At 42.4% G+C, this 16331-nt stretch carries 19 protein-coding genes and 1 tRNA gene; 9 read left to right on the top strand and 11 right to left on the bottom strand.

Annotated features, from left to right (window positions below; all coding sequences use genetic code 11):
* A partial coding sequence (locus tag WBJ10_RS17035) for an ATP-binding protein (protein WP_424292471.1) occupies positions 1–770 on the bottom strand: 770 nt, incomplete at its 3' end.
* 333 nt (positions 771–1103) lie between these two features.
* Here WBJ10_RS17035 and WBJ10_RS17040 point away from each other — a divergent pair.
* Both WBJ10_RS17040 and WBJ10_RS17045 read left to right on the top strand, forming a co-directional pair.
* On the top strand, positions 1104–1283 hold the full coding sequence (locus WBJ10_RS17040; RefSeq protein WP_424292473.1) for a hypothetical protein: 180 nt from the start codon (positions 1104–1106) through the stop codon (positions 1281–1283).
* Between the two features lie 32 nt (positions 1284–1315).
* Positions 1316–1483 carry a hypothetical protein gene (locus WBJ10_RS17045; RefSeq protein ID WP_424292475.1) on the top strand — a complete coding sequence of 56 codons (168 nt, stop codon included), beginning with the start codon at positions 1316–1318 and terminating at the stop codon, positions 1481–1483.
* A gap of 63 nt (positions 1484–1546) precedes the next feature.
* Here WBJ10_RS17045 and WBJ10_RS17050 read toward each other — a convergent pair whose 3' ends face one another.
* Both WBJ10_RS17050 and WBJ10_RS17055 read right to left on the bottom strand, forming a co-directional pair.
* The gene (locus WBJ10_RS17050; RefSeq protein WP_424292477.1) at positions 1547–2275 is read right to left on the bottom strand and encodes an acyl-CoA desaturase; all 729 of its coding nucleotides are present in this window, start codon (positions 2273–2275) and stop codon (positions 1547–1549) included.
* Between the two features lie 99 nt (positions 2276–2374).
* A complete protein-coding gene (locus WBJ10_RS17055; protein WP_424292479.1) occupies positions 2375–2878 on the bottom strand; it encodes a phosphoheptose isomerase in 504 nt (167 codons plus the stop codon).
* A gap of 102 nt (positions 2879–2980) precedes the next feature.
* Between WBJ10_RS17055 and WBJ10_RS17060 the strand changes: the two genes are divergently transcribed.
* Both WBJ10_RS17060 and WBJ10_RS17065 read left to right on the top strand, forming a co-directional pair.
* Positions 2981–3328 carry a DUF4038 domain-containing protein gene (locus tag WBJ10_RS17060; RefSeq protein WP_424292481.1) on the top strand — a complete coding sequence of 116 codons (348 nt, stop codon included), beginning with the start codon at positions 2981–2983 and terminating at the stop codon, positions 3326–3328.
* Positions 3225–3485, top strand: a complete 261-nt coding sequence (locus WBJ10_RS17065) for a putative collagen-binding domain-containing protein (protein WP_424292483.1) — start codon at positions 3225–3227, stop codon at positions 3483–3485. The genes WBJ10_RS17060 and WBJ10_RS17065 overlap by 104 nt, the downstream gene beginning before the upstream one ends.
* A 191-nt stretch (positions 3486–3676) precedes the next feature.
* Here the strand turns inward: WBJ10_RS17065 and WBJ10_RS17070 are convergent, their stop codons facing one another.
* The 3 genes from WBJ10_RS17070 to WBJ10_RS17080 all read right to left on the bottom strand — a co-directional run bounded on the left by WBJ10_RS17070 (position 3677) and on the right by WBJ10_RS17080 (position 6196).
* On the bottom strand, positions 3677–4057 hold the full coding sequence (locus WBJ10_RS17070) for a PH domain-containing protein (RefSeq protein ID WP_424292485.1): 381 nt from the start codon (positions 4055–4057) through the stop codon (positions 3677–3679).
* A 269-nt stretch (positions 4058–4326) separates the two neighbouring features.
* Positions 4327–5568 (bottom strand): multidrug effflux MFS transporter, encoded by a 1242-nt coding sequence (locus tag WBJ10_RS17075; RefSeq protein ID WP_424292487.1) that lies wholly within the window; start codon positions 5566–5568, stop codon positions 4327–4329.
* Positions 5569–6119: 551 nt separating this feature from the next.
* Positions 6120–6196: transfer RNA gene (locus WBJ10_RS17080), tRNA-Ala, on the bottom strand.
* A gap of 281 nt (positions 6197–6477) precedes the next feature.
* Here WBJ10_RS17080 and WBJ10_RS17085 point away from each other — a divergent pair.
* Both WBJ10_RS17085 and WBJ10_RS17090 read left to right on the top strand, forming a co-directional pair.
* Positions 6478–7821 (top strand): Gfo/Idh/MocA family protein, encoded by a 1344-nt coding sequence (locus tag WBJ10_RS17085; protein ID WP_424292489.1) that lies wholly within the window; start codon positions 6478–6480, stop codon positions 7819–7821.
* A 59-nt stretch (positions 7822–7880) separates the two neighbouring features.
* Positions 7881–8381 carry a DUF2911 domain-containing protein gene (locus WBJ10_RS17090; protein ID WP_424292491.1) on the top strand — a complete coding sequence of 167 codons (501 nt, stop codon included), beginning with the start codon at positions 7881–7883 and terminating at the stop codon, positions 8379–8381.
* Between the two features lie 113 nt (positions 8382–8494).
* On the opposite strand, the gene WBJ10_RS17095 is transcribed toward WBJ10_RS17090, so the two are convergent.
* The 5 genes from WBJ10_RS17095 to acs all read right to left on the bottom strand — a co-directional run bounded on the left by WBJ10_RS17095 (position 8495) and on the right by acs (position 14782).
* Positions 8495–10081 (bottom strand): gliding motility-associated C-terminal domain-containing protein, encoded by a 1587-nt coding sequence (locus WBJ10_RS17095; RefSeq protein ID WP_424292493.1) that lies wholly within the window; start codon positions 10079–10081, stop codon positions 8495–8497.
* Between the two features lie 280 nt (positions 10082–10361).
* The gene (lpxB, locus tag WBJ10_RS17100; protein WP_424292495.1) at positions 10362–11471 is read right to left on the bottom strand and encodes a lipid-A-disaccharide synthase; all 1110 of its coding nucleotides are present in this window, start codon (positions 11469–11471) and stop codon (positions 10362–10364) included.
* 48 nt (positions 11472–11519) lie between these two features.
* A complete protein-coding gene (gene surE / locus WBJ10_RS17105) occupies positions 11520–12287 on the bottom strand; it encodes a 5'/3'-nucleotidase SurE (protein WP_424292496.1) in 768 nt (255 codons plus the stop codon).
* Between the two features lie 245 nt (positions 12288–12532).
* The gene (locus WBJ10_RS17110) at positions 12533–12718 is read right to left on the bottom strand and encodes a CsbD family protein (protein WP_424292498.1); all 186 of its coding nucleotides are present in this window, start codon (positions 12716–12718) and stop codon (positions 12533–12535) included.
* Between the two features lie 156 nt (positions 12719–12874).
* Positions 12875–14782 carry an acetate--CoA ligase gene (gene acs, locus WBJ10_RS17115; RefSeq protein ID WP_424292500.1) on the bottom strand — a complete coding sequence of 636 codons (1908 nt, stop codon included), beginning with the start codon at positions 14780–14782 and terminating at the stop codon, positions 12875–12877.
* A gap of 751 nt (positions 14783–15533) precedes the next feature.
* Here acs and rpmB point away from each other — a divergent pair.
* The 3 genes from rpmB to WBJ10_RS17130 all read left to right on the top strand — a co-directional run bounded on the left by rpmB (position 15534) and on the right by WBJ10_RS17130 (position 16304).
* A complete protein-coding gene (rpmB, locus tag WBJ10_RS17120) occupies positions 15534–15767 on the top strand; it encodes a 50S ribosomal protein L28 (protein ID WP_079703650.1) in 234 nt (77 codons plus the stop codon).
* A gap of 90 nt (positions 15768–15857) precedes the next feature.
* Positions 15858–16040, top strand: coding sequence for a 50S ribosomal protein L33 (gene rpmG, locus WBJ10_RS17125; RefSeq protein ID WP_079703649.1), 183 nt, complete (start codon positions 15858–15860; stop codon positions 16038–16040).
* A 99-nt stretch (positions 16041–16139) separates the two neighbouring features.
* Positions 16140–16304 carry a DUF4295 domain-containing protein gene (locus tag WBJ10_RS17130; RefSeq protein WP_079703648.1) on the top strand — a complete coding sequence of 55 codons (165 nt, stop codon included), beginning with the start codon at positions 16140–16142 and terminating at the stop codon, positions 16302–16304.
* The last annotated feature ends 27 nt before the right edge of the window (positions 16305–16331 follow it).

Here is a 16331-nt window from a genome sequence, read left to right on the forward strand (position 1 = left end):
TGTCCATTGACAAAGGAGTAATATTCTTCCCCGTACTGCTGACCATGGGTCATGGCTACTTCAATATCATCCCCTTTAAGGTGTATTATTGGATAGCGTATTGTTTCTACATCTGTATTCCTCGTTAAAAGGTCGTACAAGCCTCGCTCTGAGAAATACTTGGTACCATTGAAATTTATCGTTAACCCGGAATTAAGGAATACATAATTCCAGATCATACTTTCAACAAACTCCGGAATATAGTGGTAGTGACGGAAAATAGTATCGTCGGCATAAAATACCACCGCAGTACCATTGCGCTGTGTTGTTTCAGTTTCAGGCTGGTCATTTACAAGGACACCCTGTTCAAACTCCGCTTTCTTGGTACGGCCATCCCTATATGACTGGACAGAAAAACTAGAAGAAAGCGCATTCACGGCTTTAGTACCCACACCGTTCAAGCCAACCGATTTCTGAAAGGCTTTAGAATCGTATTTACCGCCTGTATTAATCTTGGATACGCAGTCAATCACTTTTCCCAGAGGGATGCCCCGCCCATAATCCCGGATGGAAACCCGTTTATCAGTTACCGTTACCTCGATAGTTCGCCCGGATCCCATCACAAACTCATCGATTGAGTTATCCAGTATCTCTTTCAATAAAACATAGATACCATCGTCATACGCTGACCCATCGCCAAGTTTCCCGATGTACATTCCCGGGCGCAAGCGGATATGTTCCTTCCAATCCAGCGAGCGGATACTATCGTCACTATAATCTATTTCTGCCATTATAAAAGAGGATATTTTAACCCACACAAATCTAAAATTTAGAATGATGTGTAAGGAAAGGAGATTTCAACATTTGAACAAAGGGCAATGAATAACGGGCCTGGATGAGGTGAAGCGGCATGTAAAACTAAAATTCAAAAAATAAATCAGGGATTGTATACTCCACTATACACCTTATATATCTCAAAATACACGTTCAGGCCTGTGGTCATCCAGCAGTACCGTATAAATACGCATCTAGAAAACCGATTTTGAAAATTAATACCTGTTCATAGCGCTGGTCAAATATTTTGGAACAGAAATCGTAATAAAGATTACAGAAACGATGTAATTATGATTGATCCCGGAAAACAAAAAGGAAACGGACAACAGGAAGATTTCCCCGAAAAAGAAAAAAACTGGGATAATCCTAAGAATCCTGAAGCGACTGAAGACTCACGAGATTCAGAGCAACTGGAAAGACAAATTGAAGAAGCAAAAAGAAGAAAAGATAATTTAACAGAAGAAGACTAAAAAAGATACTAAACTAAATAAACCCCACAGCCATGAAAAGAAATACTAAAATGCCCGCAATGAAATTAGTAGAGAAATTCGATCAGCAGTTACATGAAATCTTAATGTCAGATCTTAAAGCGATTCAGAATGCACGGATCAAGCTGATTAAACATATCACTTTCAATAACCGTCCACAAGGGGGATTAATGACCGCGTAATCAATTACTAGTAACTAAACTAAGAAAAGCTGTTCCGGAATATGGAATGGCTTTTTTTGTTTCTCAGACCTTCCTCAACTTGATTATCCTCAAGTAATGCATCAACTTGATAATCGGATACGACGGATCAAACTCAAACCATTTATCTGCAAAATTTACACTATTGGGTTTTTTGTGATGATTGTTCTGAAAAAGCTCGCCCATCATCAGAAAATCAAGGGGAAGGCTATTTTTGCTATGATCGTCATTATCGTGATTGGAGTAGCCGTATTTATGTCCGCACCAGTTTACAATAGCACCGTGCAGCGGGCCCATTAGAAAATGGATAGGTAACAAAAGAAACATCCACCAATGCTCTGCGAATACCACATAAAAGCTGATGTAGAAAAGAATAAATATAGAACGCGTAACCCAAAGATCACCAATACGGTCTATTAATGCCCATGTAGGATATCTATCGCGAAAAGCAGGTTCCGGCTCTATTTTATATTTCACGTATTCCAGGTAGATATTTTTTGTCTTGATCATCAGTCCCCATACATCTTTGATAAAGTGAGGTGAGTGAGGATCCTTTTCGGTATCACTGTAGGCATGGTGCATTCTATGCATAATGGCATAGGCACGTGGATTCAAAAACGACGAGCCCTGGAACAGGAAAGTCATCATATAAAACGTTTTTTCCCAGAACGGAGTCATATTGAACATCTTATGCGATGCATATCTGTGAAGGAAAAAAGTTTGAAAAAACAGCGACAAAAACCAGTGGCAAAGGAAAAAGATGAGGATAACCATTTGTTAAATAGGGGGTGTTGTTAAATAAGGGGTGTATTAATGAGGGGCAAAATTAGAAAAATTTAAACTCTTTGGGATAGAAACGTAAGAAACTGGCTTTTAGCGCCCGAAGTCGTCTTGTACCCTAACAATATCTGATTCGTCGGAAGGATTAGATGGATCAGTATGCTGCCAAATCTCGGCTACTATTCCCCAATCTTCTAATCCGATAAGGCGGTGGCGTTCGCCTTTTTGTAATATGATACGATCACCGGGGGAATAAGAATTAATTGTTCCCTCTTCGTCTGTGTCGCTAGTTTTGATACCGACAGTTCCTTTCATGACTTGCCATATTTCTGCCCGGCGATGATGATATTGCCATGAAAGCCTTTTTTCTGGAGCAACAACAAGTATTTTCGGGCTCAGCTTACCTGATATTTTCAAATCGTCAACCGATAAGCCATCAAAGTATTTATCTGCAAATTGCTGTGCCTGATCTTCGGCCAGGACAAAAAATCCACCCCAGGGGCGAGTTTGGTCTTCTGAAACTACTTGAAAATTCTGGCTTTCGAGTTCCTTCCTGATCTCGCTAAAGATATCTGATTTCTGTTGTTCTGCTGACATATTGTTGCAATGATACCTAAACAACAGAAAATTGCCAAACGGGTTTTCAGATTTGGAAATTACAGACTAATTTGATTAAAATATTAATTATCTTGGCAAGACATGAAAGGTTCCCTATCAATTCTCTTCATTGTATTATATATTGCTTCCTTTTCCCAGGCACAGCTTAAAGTAAGTTCAGACCAAAGATTTCTACAATCCAGCACCGGGAAACCATTTTTCTGGCTGGGAGATACCGCCTGGGAATTATTTCACCGACTGGATCGGGAAGAGGCTGAAATGTATCTGGAAGACCGGGCAAAAAAGGGTTTCACCGTTATTCAGGCGGTCATACTGGCGGAGTTAGATGGCCGCCGGAGATTTCCTCTTGGCCTACTTGTCGTACGGGAAAGAAACAACTTTCAATACACAGAAATTAAAAGCAATACAGCTCAAGGCATGGCTTTTTAATCCCCGTGACGGCCGCAGCATATCACTGGGAACATTTGACAATGCCGGAACTAAAACTGTAAAACCTCACTCTGAAGGGCGAGGAAGTGATTGGGTTGTCATTATTGAAGATGCCGGGAAGAACTATTCTGATCCGGGAATCGGGGGCAATAGTTAATTTGAAATACAGGTTTTTTGACCCTGAAGGGGTCAAATGTTTATAGAACAATTCATTCTTTTCTTTTCCCGACCCCGAAGGCGGTCGAATGTGAAGATTTCACTAACATGCGACCACCTTCGGGGTCGAAAATCCAAAATCATGTTATCGGACACCAATGGGTTGAAATAGCCGCCCACCAAACACTCCTATTACCCCAGAACATAATGAGCTAAAAGCTTTTGAACTTCGTACACGTTTACCGACTTATTGAATTGTTTAGATATACTAGGCTGTGTTTCACTGGAAACCCATATTTTAAGTTCTGCGTCAAGTTCAAAAGTTCCTGCAGTTTCAATACTGAAACGGGAGATACTTTTATAAGAGATGGACTTATACTCGGTTTTGCTGCCTGTTAAGCCTTGTTTATTCACAAGGATCAGCCTTTTGTTTGTGAAAATAAAAACGTCCCTGATAAGTTTGAACCCAAGTTCAATCTGCTCGCCATCTGTTAAAAGAAGTGCGTAATCTTTATTTAAATCCTCGGTGTCTACTGCACCCGCATTTCCTAATAGTGAAGAGAATAAGCCCATGGTTTTGTTGTTTTTAGTAATTTGTGCGGTTAACGATCTTTATAAAGATAGGGTTTTGAACGAACCTAAGTGTGATCAGTCGTGCCTATTCATTTCCTTAATTTTCGGCAATTGTCTGATATATTCCTTTGGATCCCACTCCTCTTTGGCAAATCTAAGATATTCATCTTTTGACAGTATATTAAGATCGATACAGCAATATCCGACTTGCTTAATCCTAAGCTTGGACCTGAGTTTGGCGGAATGCTCTTTTAAAAACCGTTATGCCTTCAATACTTCTCAATTTGTTCAAAAGCCTGCTCTTCCACATCTTCGATTCGGGATTTGTATTCCAAACGCTTACGTCCCAAACTAAGAATAATCAGACCAAGCAATGCACATCCAGCCATAACGCCTGTCATTGGCATTGTCGTACCGTTATTGATGAATCCAACTAATGCCGAAGCTAAGGCACCGAAGCCCATTTGCAAGGCACCCATAAGGGCTGAGGCGCTTCCTGCTTCCCGTGTAAAAGGCGCCAGGGAGAGAGCAGACGAATTGGGAAAGCTAAAGCCCTGGCAACTTAGAAAAAGGAATATCAAGCCTATAGTGCTATAGACGTTATGCCAACCTAAAAAGCTGCTAAAGAATAAAATAAGCCCGATCAGTGTTTGTACCGCCAGCACAATTCTGATTATTTGCGCACTATCATATCTTCTGAGTAAAAGATTATTCAGTTGACTGCAAGTGATCAAACCAGCAGCAACCAAACCGAAGACCAAACCATACTGCTGATCACTAAGCTTATAAATATTCATAAAAACGAAAGGTGAACCGGCGAGATAAGCGAACAAGCCGGCTGCGGCAACTGCACCGGAAAAGGCGTAGGTGAAAAACTGTGGTTGTTTGACTACAAAGAGAAAGTTAGTTAGAATGGGCCGCGGCATCAGCGACATCGACGGATCAGCTCGTTTGGTTTCCGGCAATAGAAAAATTACGGTAATCAATAATAAAGCGGCAATAAGAGCAAGCACGATAAATACTGCATGCCATCCTAAACCAGCAATTACGAAACTACCCACTGTAGGCGCTAAAATTGGCGATACTCCTAATATGAGGATCAGCAAAGAGAACACTTTTGCATTCTCCTTAACAGGAAAACTATCCCGCACAATCGCTCCAGGGGCAACCATGCCTACGCAACCGCCCAGTGCCTGCAGGAAGCGAAAGCCGATTAAAGCTTCCACAGAATCGGAATAGGCGCAACCGACGGATGCCAGGATGTATATCACTAAGCCAAAGTACAGCGGTTTCTTCCTCCCAAACCGATCGAGTAGAGGACCGCAGATCATCTGACCAATGCAGATGCCGATAAAAAAACTGGATAAGGAATAAGACACCCGGTCTACAGTGGTGTTTAAGTCAGCCGCTATCGTCGGAAAACCCGGCAGATACATATCAATAGAAAAGGGGCCCAGGGCCGAAAGGAGCCCCAGAATCACTATCAATACAGAACGAGGGGGTTTCTTCATATTCATATCATATCTCAATTTGTCATAACTGTTGTCTTCCAGTCATTAGCTGCTTTGGCTTTATCATTACGCCTTGATAGATCATAGAGCATACGTTCGAGAGCGCAGATTGTTGTTGGTTACCAACTTTTGTGCTGGCTTGCAGGCTGTTAAAAGTATGAGCACAAGGCCCAGCCATAAATCACAATTTAAGTACCTCTTTATCAAGAAACTGAATTTGATATCATTGGCTCAAAGGTAGCTGTTTTAGGTGTTCTATCCCGACCTCACATTTTACAGGCGCTGGCTTTCCAACACGTAATGGAGCAAAAACAAGCTTTCTTTATACGCCAGGAATTGGGGTTGGTACAAATTCAGGAATTGACATGGGCTTACGTTATGAAGGAATGACAGGCAACGCGTTTCTAGATTTGAAAAATCCTAGCCAAGTAGCAGTTCGACTGGCGTATGGATTCAGATTATAATTTGTAGTCATCTTCATTTCTAGGTCTGTAGTAGACTTTTGGCAGACTTTTCATCACATAGGGGCTGTGAAGCCCTTATGTGTAGTTTGGTGGAGAATATCGGATTCGAACCGATCACCTCTTCACTGCCAGCGAAGCGCTCTAGCCAAATGAGCTAATCCCCCCTATTTGGAATGATTTTGATAAACTGTTTTCCAGCTACAATTATCAGCATTTTAAACGACTATTTCAAGTTTGGAAATGATCATTTAGAATTTTGTTGCTACCCCAGGCTAATTACAATTGCAAAGGTTATAGTGAAGGTAGTCACTGTTCTTTTTTCCAGAACCCAATTAATATTTCATTAAACTGTTTTTTTTATTAAATTGATGGGATTAAATTTATCTCAAATGAGATTATAGTCGCTGGTAAAAAACATTGCATAAACATCGCTAAAAGAGAAATTATGGATAATTCAAGAAGAAAATTTATTCAAAATACTATGCTCGCAGGAGCAGGAATCAGTATGCCGCAAATTCTTACTGCTTCAGATTTCAGTCGCTATACCCGTAATATAAAGGCTTCCGACCAGCTCAATTTCGGGCTTATTGGATGCAAAGGCATGGGATGGTCGAACATGAATGCTCATCTGAAACTTCCTCAGGTCAACTGTGTGGCTCTGGCAGATGTTGATCAGAGTGTTCTTGACCAGCGCACAGAAGATGTGTTTAAACTTCGCGGAAAGCGGCCAAAGCAGTATCGGGATTATCGCAAAATGCTTGAAGATCCAAATATTGACGTCGTAATCATTGGCACTCCTGATCACTGGCATTGCCTGAACATGGTAGACGCCGTTTCGGCAGGCAAACATGTCTACGTGGAGAAACCCATAGCGAATACCATCGAGGAATGCCAGATCATGGTGAAAGCGCAGGAACGATACGGGAAAATAGTGCAGGTAGGGCAATGGCAACGTTCCGGATCACAATATGCTGAAGCCATCGACTATATAAAAACGGGCAAACTGGGACAGATCAGGCTGGTGAAATGCTGGGCCTACCAGGGCTGGATGAAACCGGTACCTAAAGTTGCCGACACCCCTGCTCCGGCAGGAGTTGACTATGCGATGTGGTTAGGTCCGGCACCTAAGCGCGATTTCAATCAGAATCGCTTTCATTTTAACTTCAGATGGTTCTGGGATTATGCAGGTGGACTGATGACCGACTGGGGTGTGCATGAGATTGATATTGCCTTATTTGCTATGGGAGTAAAAGAACCCAAATCGGTTATGGCTTCAGGGGGAAAATTTGCTTATCCGGACGATGCTTCAGAAACTCCTGACACTCTACAAACGGTTTACGAGTATGAAGGATTTAATATGCTTTGGGAACATGCTACAGGCATTGATGGCGGCAACTACGGCTCTACTGAAGGTATTGCATTCATTGGAAACAATGCGACACTTGTCGTCAACCGTGGCGGATGGAAAGTGATCCCGGAAACGGAAACCCAGGATGGAAAGCGAATTAACAAAACAGAGGAGGTGCCGCATCGCAAACCTGAAAAAAATGCTCATGAAGCACATGCTGTTAATTTTGTCGATGCCATTACAAACAATGATCCGTCTCGTTTGAAATGCGGGATCCAAACGGGAAGCATTGCTGCAATCAATGCCCAGATGGGGAATATTGCTTATAAAACAGGTAAAAAAGTATATTGGGATAAAGCAAAGAATGAGTTTACTGATGATGAGGCTAATCAGTTGATGAAGGCTCGGTATAATAATGGCTGGAAGGTGCCGAAGGTTTAATTTTATTCAATTTCGATAATGATAGCTTCCTTATTTATATTTGTTTAAAACCACTATCTATGAAAAAAATACTCACCCTTCTATTGATTACAGGCCTTTTCAATGGATTTACAGCATGTGCCCAAAGGGCAAGCCCGGCGGCTAAAGTTTCTCAAACTACCACTTCCGGAGTCACGATTAGCATTAATTACAGTTCGCCTGGTATAAAAGGAAGAACTATTGGTAAGGAAATCGCACCTTGGGGACAAGTTTGGCGTACCGGCGCTAATGAAGCCACGGTTTTCGAGGTGAGTAAAAACGTTACTATTGCCGGCAAAACCCTCCCGAAAGGCAAATACAGCTTATATTCAATTCCCGGACAGAAGGAATTTGTCATCATTCTGAATAAAACCTGGAACCAGTCCGGCACGGAGTACGACAAGAAAACTGATGTGCTAAGGTTTACGGCTAAGACTCTTAAAGCTCCGGCATTTGCTGAACGGATGACTTTTAAGATAGCTAAGACAGGGGTAGTTTCGTTGATTTGGGGGAATTATATGGTTAATTTCACCGTTAAATAAGAGAAGGCAAAGTGTTACCAGTTACCCGTTGCCTTTACCAGGCTAAGCGTTTAGTGCATCCAGCCTGATAACCGGCAACGGGCAACTGATGATCAACTATTCAATTACAAGTCCTACCTTATTAAGGTCACATACCCCGACCTCAAATACCTCTTCGACTCCAAAATCCCATCTATTACCCAATAATATACTCCTGCCGGAACCTCGGAATTTTCGCGAAATCCAGACCAGTATTTATCAATGTCTGTAGTGATGTATACGACATCGCCCCAGCGGTTAAATATCTTAAACTGTTTCACATCCACATTAGCGTTAATCAGTACGGTTAGCTCATCATTCACTCCATCCCCATTGGGTGTAAACATATTTGGGATAACATAGTCCGGAATTATGATATCCACGGATATTGGTGTTATGGAAACACAAGTCTCTGGAGTAGTGCTTTTAATGTAATAAGTTCCCTTCCTGCCGACTTGCGTTGGGTTGAGCAGAGGGATGGTTCCGGTACTGTTAGTCCAAAAAGTATAAGTAATTTCTTCATTACGGATAAAAGCTGTGGTTATGTCGACCGTTGCCGGATGCACAGCCTGCAAAGTCCTTGTTTGTATAATTGGAGGCACCTCAGTGATGGTTACCCTAACAGGCCGCACCAGAAAGCAACCCGATGAACTTCGTCCGCGAATATAATATGTGCCTGAAACAGTCACCTGGCTGGGATTGCTCAGCCGAACTGTAGCCAGTGGGTCAGTCCAGTAGGTATAGGAAAGGTCGGAACTGTTTCCGGCTTTTAAAGAAAAATCTGTAAGATCAACGCTGAAACAATCAGGCGGGGGGTCAATAATATTCATAGACATCCCGCCAATGGTTGTATATAGAATTTGCTGGCAACCTAAACCGGGATAAGGTATTAGCTCGATGCCAATCCGTGTACCTATTGGTGGGACGGGCGAAAGCACCACGCTATCGGCAGTCCCCAGAAGTTCTGACGTTTCTGCATTAAACCAGCGGTAGCCAAAGAAACCAGAAAGAGTCTTTAAGGTAATGCTTTGAATTCCTGGACAGGTGATGTTACCTGTAACAGGGATGGAACAGTTCTCATCAAAATCGATGTATGCGTAACCAAAATGGCCTCCCAGGCTGCAATCGTTAGTGGTAAATTCAAGCCTTATTGTTTTCCCGCGATAGGCGGAGAGATTGACCAGTACCGGCGACCATTCTTTATATAGCACAGGTACAGGGCTACCACCACCACCACCGCCACCTCCACCGCCACCTCCTGCTCCAGTTGGGTTGCGGCTGGTAGACCGGGAAGTTGTAAATCCCGGGAGCCCGCCAGAGGCTATAAATTCGAAAGACCCGCATGCGGTAGTTGTATTAGATGCCACGTCAAACACCCTTGCCGTAAATCGGGGTTGTTCATCATACTCATGTGTAGGGCTCTCAAATACTACCGCATAGTTGAAAATTATGGAATATTCATCCACGTTAGCGGGAACAGCAATGGTGTAGCTGATGCGCTCGGCTCCGCGCCCGGGAACATCATTTCCTAATTTAACCACATTCCTGCTTCCATTTGGGGCATTTGTTGAAAAATTGCCGTAATAGTCTACCCCGCCGGTGGGAATAATAGCGTGCTGGTCGGGCTGTGGGCCGGACGTGAATAAAGTTAAAAATGCAGGCCGGACCGCGTTCGGAACCATCCCTCCAGTTTGTGATATGGTTCCGATGGAACACTCCCAATTGATAAGGGTGCCACTCTCAAAGCCTATATTTTGTGGACACTCCGTCACGACCTGCCCATACCCCGGTAAAGCTGCGGAGCACATACAGGACAATAGCAGGATCCTAAAATACATACATTAAGTTATGAAGAATATACTTAATATCAGGCAGATATAAAAACAAGCGGCAGAACAGTTTGTTCTTCGCGCTTTGTTAAAGATACGAGAAAGGGCGGCTTTTGGTTTCCGGGCTTAGATCTTAGCCCTGTAAATAACCTATCATAAGTTGGGCAGCCCTGTCGGAGGCACCTGGCGATCCCATTTTCAGAGCAAGTTCATCATAATTAATAAGCATCCCGGTTCGGTACAGCTTATCATTTAAGATCATATCAAGTTCCCGCGCAATCATTACACTTGTACACTCCTCCTGGATCAGCTCCTTTACCACCTTCTCATTCATCACCAGGTTGACCAGGGAAATATATTTAATATTGACCAGCATACGGGCTATCGCAATAGATACCGGATTTCCTTTATATACAACTACCTGAGGAATTCTCAGCAATGCGGTTTCCAGGGTGGCTGTACCAGAAGTGACAACCGCGGCTTTGGAATTCCGGAGCAGGTTGTAGGTCGCGTCAAAAATTACCGGGATTTCACGGCCTTTCAAATAAGGGAGATAGTCGTCGGTGGTGAATGTTGGAGCCCCGGCAATTACGAATTGGAAATCCGGAAAACTATCAGCTGCTTTGACCATTTCAGGCAAAACTCGGTCAAGTTCCTGTTTCCTGGAGCCAGGCAAAAAGGCAACCATCGGCCTGACATCCAGATCATGATTGATTTTAAACTGGTCATCAGGGATACTCTCCGCAATAGCATCGAGTATTGGATTTCCCACATAGTCTACGTCCATCCCCCATCTTTTATAGAAATCAACCTCGAAGGGCAGAATGCAAAACATTTGGTCGACGCACTTTTTTATTTTCAAAACCCGTTTCTGGTTCCATGCCCAAACCTTGGGAGAGATGTAATAAAACACCTTAATATTTTCCTGCCGGGCATATTGTGCGATTTTCATATTGAAGCCAGGGAAATCAATAAGGATGATCACATCGGGCTTGAACAATTGAATATCCTGTTTGGCCAGTTTTATATTTTTAAGTATTGCATTGAGATTGGCAAGGACTTCAACAAATCCCATAAAAGCCATTTCGGAGTAATGCTTCGTCAAAACACCACCTTCTGCTTTCATCAGGTCACCACCAAAAAAGCGAAATTCAGCGTCGGAATCTTCCTTTTTTAAGGCTTTCATCAGGTTAGAGCCGTGAAGATCTCCGGAAGCTTCGCCGGCAATAAGGTAGTATTTCATGACTCAGTATCAGGTATCAAGTATCAAGTATTAAGATCAGGCCCGTTTCTATTCGAAAGTCCAGGTGTTGAGAACTGGTATGGCATGATGGGCTGTCATGTCGAATTGGACAGGAACTACAGATGCATATCCGTTTTCCAGCGCCCACACGTCAGTATCTTCGCCGTGATCATTGTTTTGAAAAACTCCCGTTAACCAATAATACTTCCGTTTGTGCGGATCGAGGCGCTCATCAAATTCTTCAGCCCATTTCGCATTTGCCTGACGACAGATCTTAATGCCTTTGATCGCATCGCCCTTAGGGAAGTTCACATTCAGCAATGTTCCCGGGCCAAGGCCGTTTTTCATCACCTGCCTCGTTATTATCTCAATATACTTTTTACAATGACTAAAATCGGCGTCAAGTTCGAAATCATCCAGCGAAAACCCGATGGAGGGGATACTTTCTATAGCGCCTTCTACTGCTGCCGACATCGTGCCGGAATACAATACATTAATGGAATTATTTAATCCGTGGTTGATACCTGACACGCAAAGGTCTGGTTTCTTGCCTTTGAACACTTTGTTCACTGCTAGTTTTACACAGTCGACGGGTGTGCCTGAACATTTATACATCTCCACCCCACTATAGAGTTCTACCCCATCTAGTCTCAATGGTTTAGCAATTGTTATTGCATGCCCGGTAGCAGATTGCGGGCCGTCGGGGGCTACCACAACCACTTTTCCAAGTCCCTGCATAACCTCTATCAAGGCTTTTATACCGGGGGCAGTGATTCCATCGTCGTTTACTACAAGTATTGTCGGCTTAGTCTTCATTGTGACGAAAATACAAAAAGAATCTTTATTAACGTTGCCAGGGGTGTTAGCTCTGTAGCAGCTGACTTTGACCCGTGTTTTGAGAGATAAACATATTAATGCATTTTAGTCCCATGAACTATTGAATTCGGACAGATTCCCAATCACAGGCAACCAAATACTGGCACTCTGAACATGAGATTGCCTCGCTACGCTCGCAACGACACATAAAAAAGCCCCCGATTTAAATCGGGGGCTTTCCTTTATTACAAGCTTCTCAACCAGTCGATCACACCTTCGCGCGTCTTGCCCGTTTTCTGCTGTAATCTTCCATAAAGTTCATCTTCTTTACCTTCTTCGTATGTAAGATCATCGTCTGTCATGTCGGCATAAGATTGTTTAACCTTACCCTTCATCTCATTCCATTTTCCTTTTAATTCTAACTTATCCATAGTAGTAGAGTTTATGTGTAAGTATTTAACAGGGATAAGGGGGAAATGTTTTTATGGATGAAAGAACAAAGAGCAAGCCTGCCTGTCGGCAGACAGGGAATAAAGACAACGCGTTCTTAATCTTTGCTCTTTGTTTCTTGTTTTCTGAAGTATTTATTACAAGGCCCCTCCTTTTATCTCCTCCACCACATTCGGATCCAATAGCGTCGACGTATCCCCCAGCGCTGAAGTTTCCCCCTCCGCTATTTTTCTTAAAATACGGCGCATGATTTTCCCTGATCTTGTTTTTGGTAAGCCAGAAACGAACTGGATTTTATCAGGCTTAGCGATTGCCCCAATAATGCGTGCTACAGTCTGCAAAATATCCCTTCGGGTAAGTTCATGATCGTGCATTGATGTACCCAGAATCACATAAGCATAAATTCCCTGGCCTTTGATATCATGTGGATAGCCCACCACGGCACTTTCAATGACGTCGGCATGCATATTAATAGCATTTTCCACCTCTGCAGTTCCGATACGATGCCCTGATACGTTTATCACATCATCTACACGGCCCGTTATACGATAATATCCATCCTCATCACGCAAACATCCGTCGCCTGTGAAATACATATTAGGATATGTTGCGAAATAAGTAATGCGGCAGCGTTCATGATCACCCCAGGTGGTACGGATTACTCCTGGCCATGGGAATTTGATACATAAGTTGCCGCTAACTCCATTTCCTGTGAGTTCATTTCCTTGCTCGTCGACCAGACAAGGCTGAATTCCCGGTAAAGGAAGTGTGGCGTAACCCGGTTTTGTCGGTGTTACTCCAGCAATTGGCGATATCATAATACCGCTATTTTCTGTTTGCCACCAGGTATCTACTATCGGACAATTGCCTTTACCGATGTTGTCATTATACCAGTGCCATGCTTCCTCATTAATAGGTTCACCTACCGATCCCAATTTTTTAAGGGAACTTAGGTCTTTGCCTTTTAGTGGCTCATCTCCGAAACTCATCAGGGAACGGATGGCAGTTGGCGCTGTATAAAGGATAGTGACTTTGAATTTATCTACGATATCCCAGAAACGGCCAGCATCAGGATATGTAGGGACACCCTCAAACATGAGAGTGGTCGCTCCTTGCGACAATGGGCCGTAAACGATATATGAATGGCCGGTGATCCAGCCAATATCAGCAGTACAGAAATGTATGTCGTTCGGTTCGTACTGAAAAACAGTGTTAAACGTATACCCGGCATATACCATATAACCCCCACATGTGTGGACAACACCTTTAGGCTTGCCCGTAGAGCCGGAAGTATATAGAATAAACAAGGGGTCTTCGGAATCCATCGGTTCTGCCTCACACTCCGGGTTACCCTGAGTTTCAACTTTTCGTATTTCATCTTCCCACCATACATCACGTCCCTTAATCATCGAAACTGGGGTACGGGTGCGGGTAAGTACAATGATTTTCTGAACAGACCGGCATTGCACCAAGGCATCGTCAATTATACTTTTCAATGGAATATCTTTCGGTCCTCTGAAGCCACCGTCAGCAGTGATAACCAGACTGCACTCGGCATCATTTATCCGGTCGGCAATAGACTGCGCAGAAAAACCGCCAAATACAACAGAGTGTATCGCTCCGATCCTCGCACAAGCCAGAACTGCAATAGCCAATTCCGGCACCATTGGCATATAAATACAAATCCGGTCGCCTTTCTTTGCACCGTTATTTTTTAAGGCATTTGCAAACTGGCAAACTTTAAAATGAAGCTCTTTATAAGTAAATTTCCTGTAATGTTCTTCGACGTCGTTTGGCTCCCAGATGATTGCAGTTTTATCACCGTTTTTCTCCAGGTGGCGGTCCAGGCAGTTTTCGGTAATGTTCAGCTTCGCGCCTTTAAACCATTCAACCTTAGGCTCAACGAAATTCCATTCTAACACCTTGTCCCACTTCTTCTTCCATAGAAAAGTATCGGCTATACCTCCCCAGAAATTTTCCGGTTCAGCTACACTGTAATCATAGATGCGTTTGTAATCGTCAAAAGAATTAATACGAAAGTCCATTTTAATATTATAAAGTTTATTCGACGTACTTCGTGTGCGGTATGATTACGTCATTGTGTGGTAAAAATAGTTTTCTCAGGTGTAGGATGCAAGCATATCGGACATAATCGTGTAGAAGATTTGTGATGGTGTATAAATATGATGGTGTATAATTGTGTACGTACCCTATATCGGATAGCGAGGTGGATTTGAATTGCTGTTTAAGATCAGAATGTGTAAGCAAAGGAGATGAAAATAGGTTTAAGAAACTCTGTCGGGTTAGCATTATTAGTTGAGTGGAGTACTACCCGAAGTAAAATATTTATTTAACGGATCGAGAAAAAATAAAATGGATTTGGAAAGCAATGCCTGTGATCCTTCTGAATCGGTAGTCCCGTGCTTTGCAGTAGTTTTGCCTTGAAATTTTAGTTTAACTGCATACACTGCCTGGCAAAAGCTACTTGCGTCGCCCGGGTTTAAATCGGCTAGTACGATACTTCTATTAAAGGAGCAAACGAAATAGGGTTCGTTTGCAAACCTGACATAGCCGCAAAAAACTTGCAATCTAAACCGGGGCGTAGCGGTAGCTTTTTGCCGCGAGCCTTACACCTCCACTTTCCACTTTCCACTCTCCACTTTCAATTTCAACTCTAAACTCTCATCATTCAAATCCCTGAACTATTTTGAAAAACTATTGCGTATCTAATTTTTTCTCCTGATATTTGCAAACTCTTTAAAGAGTTGAATTAATAATAAAGATACACATAGAGTCATGTCGAGAATTTGTGATTTAACCGGGAAAATGGCGATGAATGGTTTTAACGTTTCTAATTCGAACGTAAAAACTAAACGTAAATTTTACCCTAACCTGCATGTAAAAAAGTTTTACATTCCAGAAGAAGATAGATGGATCACGTTGAAAGTTTCTACTTCAGCGATCAAAACCATCAGCAAAAATGGCATCACTGCCGTAATTAATAAGTTCCTTAAAAAAGGGTATATATAGTTATAAGTATTAAGTGATAAGTTATAAGTTACACGCTTGACTTAAACTTACAACCTAAAACTTACAACTTACAACTCAAAAAATAATACAATGGCTAAGAAAGGCAATAGAGTTCAGGTTATTTTAGAATGTACCGAGCACAAAGAAAGTGGCATGGCTGGAATGTCTCGTTACGTGACAACTAAAAATAAAAAGAACACCACAGAGCGTTTGGAGTTAAAGAAATTTAATCCAGTGCTTAGAAAAGTGACTGTTCACAAAGAAATTAAGTAATAAGTTATTAGTAGTAAGTTATAAGTTCCCCGTTATAGGTACATCTGTATTAACTTATAACTTAAAACATACAACTTAAAACTCAAAAGATCATAAGATATGGCAAAGAAAGTAGTTGCAACCCTGAAAACCGGAGCTGGCAAAGAGTATTCAAAAGTTATTACAATGACTAAGTCTCCAAAAACTGGTGCTTATTCGTTCAAAGAAATTATCGTTCACAACGATCACGTGAAGGATGCTATCGCTGGAAAAAGCGGTCAGTAAACTTTAATTCTGAATTTATAAGAAGCC

The organism is Daejeonella sp. (assembly GCF_049655485.1).
Lineage (GTDB): Bacteria > Bacteroidota > Bacteroidia > Sphingobacteriales > Sphingobacteriaceae > Daejeonella.

What these genes read in the sequence shown, in the direction of transcription:
- WBJ10_RS17040 (WP_424292473.1), top strand. Translation starts at nt 1,104, where the DNA reads ATGATTGATCCCGGAAAACAAAAAGGAAACGGACAACAGGAAGATTTC.
- WBJ10_RS17045 (WP_424292475.1), top strand. Translation starts at nt 1,316, where the DNA reads ATGAAAAGAAATACTAAAATGCCCGCAATGAAATTAGTAGAGAAATTC.
- WBJ10_RS17050 (WP_424292477.1), bottom strand. Translation starts at nt 2,275, where the DNA reads ATGGTTATCCTCATCTTTTTCCTTTGCCACTGGTTTTTGTCGCTGTTT.
- WBJ10_RS17055 (WP_424292479.1), bottom strand. Translation starts at nt 2,878, where the DNA reads ATGTCAGCAGAACAACAGAAATCAGATATCTTTAGCGAGATCAGGAAG.
- WBJ10_RS17060 (WP_424292481.1), top strand. Translation starts at nt 2,981, where the DNA reads ATGAAAGGTTCCCTATCAATTCTCTTCATTGTATTATATATTGCTTCC.
- WBJ10_RS17065 (WP_424292483.1), top strand. Translation starts at nt 3,225, where the DNA reads ATGGCCGCCGGAGATTTCCTCTTGGCCTACTTGTCGTACGGGAAAGAA.
- WBJ10_RS17070 (WP_424292485.1), bottom strand. Translation starts at nt 4,057, where the DNA reads ATGGGCTTATTCTCTTCACTATTAGGAAATGCGGGTGCAGTAGACACC.
- WBJ10_RS17075 (WP_424292487.1), bottom strand. Translation starts at nt 5,568, where the DNA reads ATGAAGAAACCCCCTCGTTCTGTATTGATAGTGATTCTGGGGCTCCTT.
- WBJ10_RS17085 (WP_424292489.1), top strand. Translation starts at nt 6,478, where the DNA reads ATGGATAATTCAAGAAGAAAATTTATTCAAAATACTATGCTCGCAGGA.
- WBJ10_RS17090 (WP_424292491.1), top strand. Translation starts at nt 7,881, where the DNA reads ATGAAAAAAATACTCACCCTTCTATTGATTACAGGCCTTTTCAATGGA.
- WBJ10_RS17095 (WP_424292493.1), bottom strand. Translation starts at nt 10,081, where the DNA reads ATGGTTCCGAACGCGGTCCGGCCTGCATTTTTAACTTTATTCACGTCC.
- lpxB (WP_424292495.1), bottom strand. Translation starts at nt 11,471, where the DNA reads ATGAAATACTACCTTATTGCCGGCGAAGCTTCCGGAGATCTTCACGGC.
- surE (WP_424292496.1), bottom strand. Translation starts at nt 12,287, where the DNA reads ATGAAGACTAAGCCGACAATACTTGTAGTAAACGACGATGGAATCACT.
- WBJ10_RS17110 (WP_424292498.1), bottom strand. Translation starts at nt 12,718, where the DNA reads ATGGATAAGTTAGAATTAAAAGGAAAATGGAATGAGATGAAGGGTAAG.
- acs (WP_424292500.1), bottom strand. Translation starts at nt 14,782, where the DNA reads ATGGACTTTCGTATTAATTCTTTTGACGATTACAAACGCATCTATGAT.
- rpmB (WP_079703650.1), top strand. Translation starts at nt 15,534, where the DNA reads ATGTCGAGAATTTGTGATTTAACCGGGAAAATGGCGATGAATGGTTTT.
- rpmG (WP_079703649.1), top strand. Translation starts at nt 15,858, where the DNA reads ATGGCTAAGAAAGGCAATAGAGTTCAGGTTATTTTAGAATGTACCGAG.
- WBJ10_RS17130 (WP_079703648.1), top strand. Translation starts at nt 16,140, where the DNA reads ATGGCAAAGAAAGTAGTTGCAACCCTGAAAACCGGAGCTGGCAAAGAG.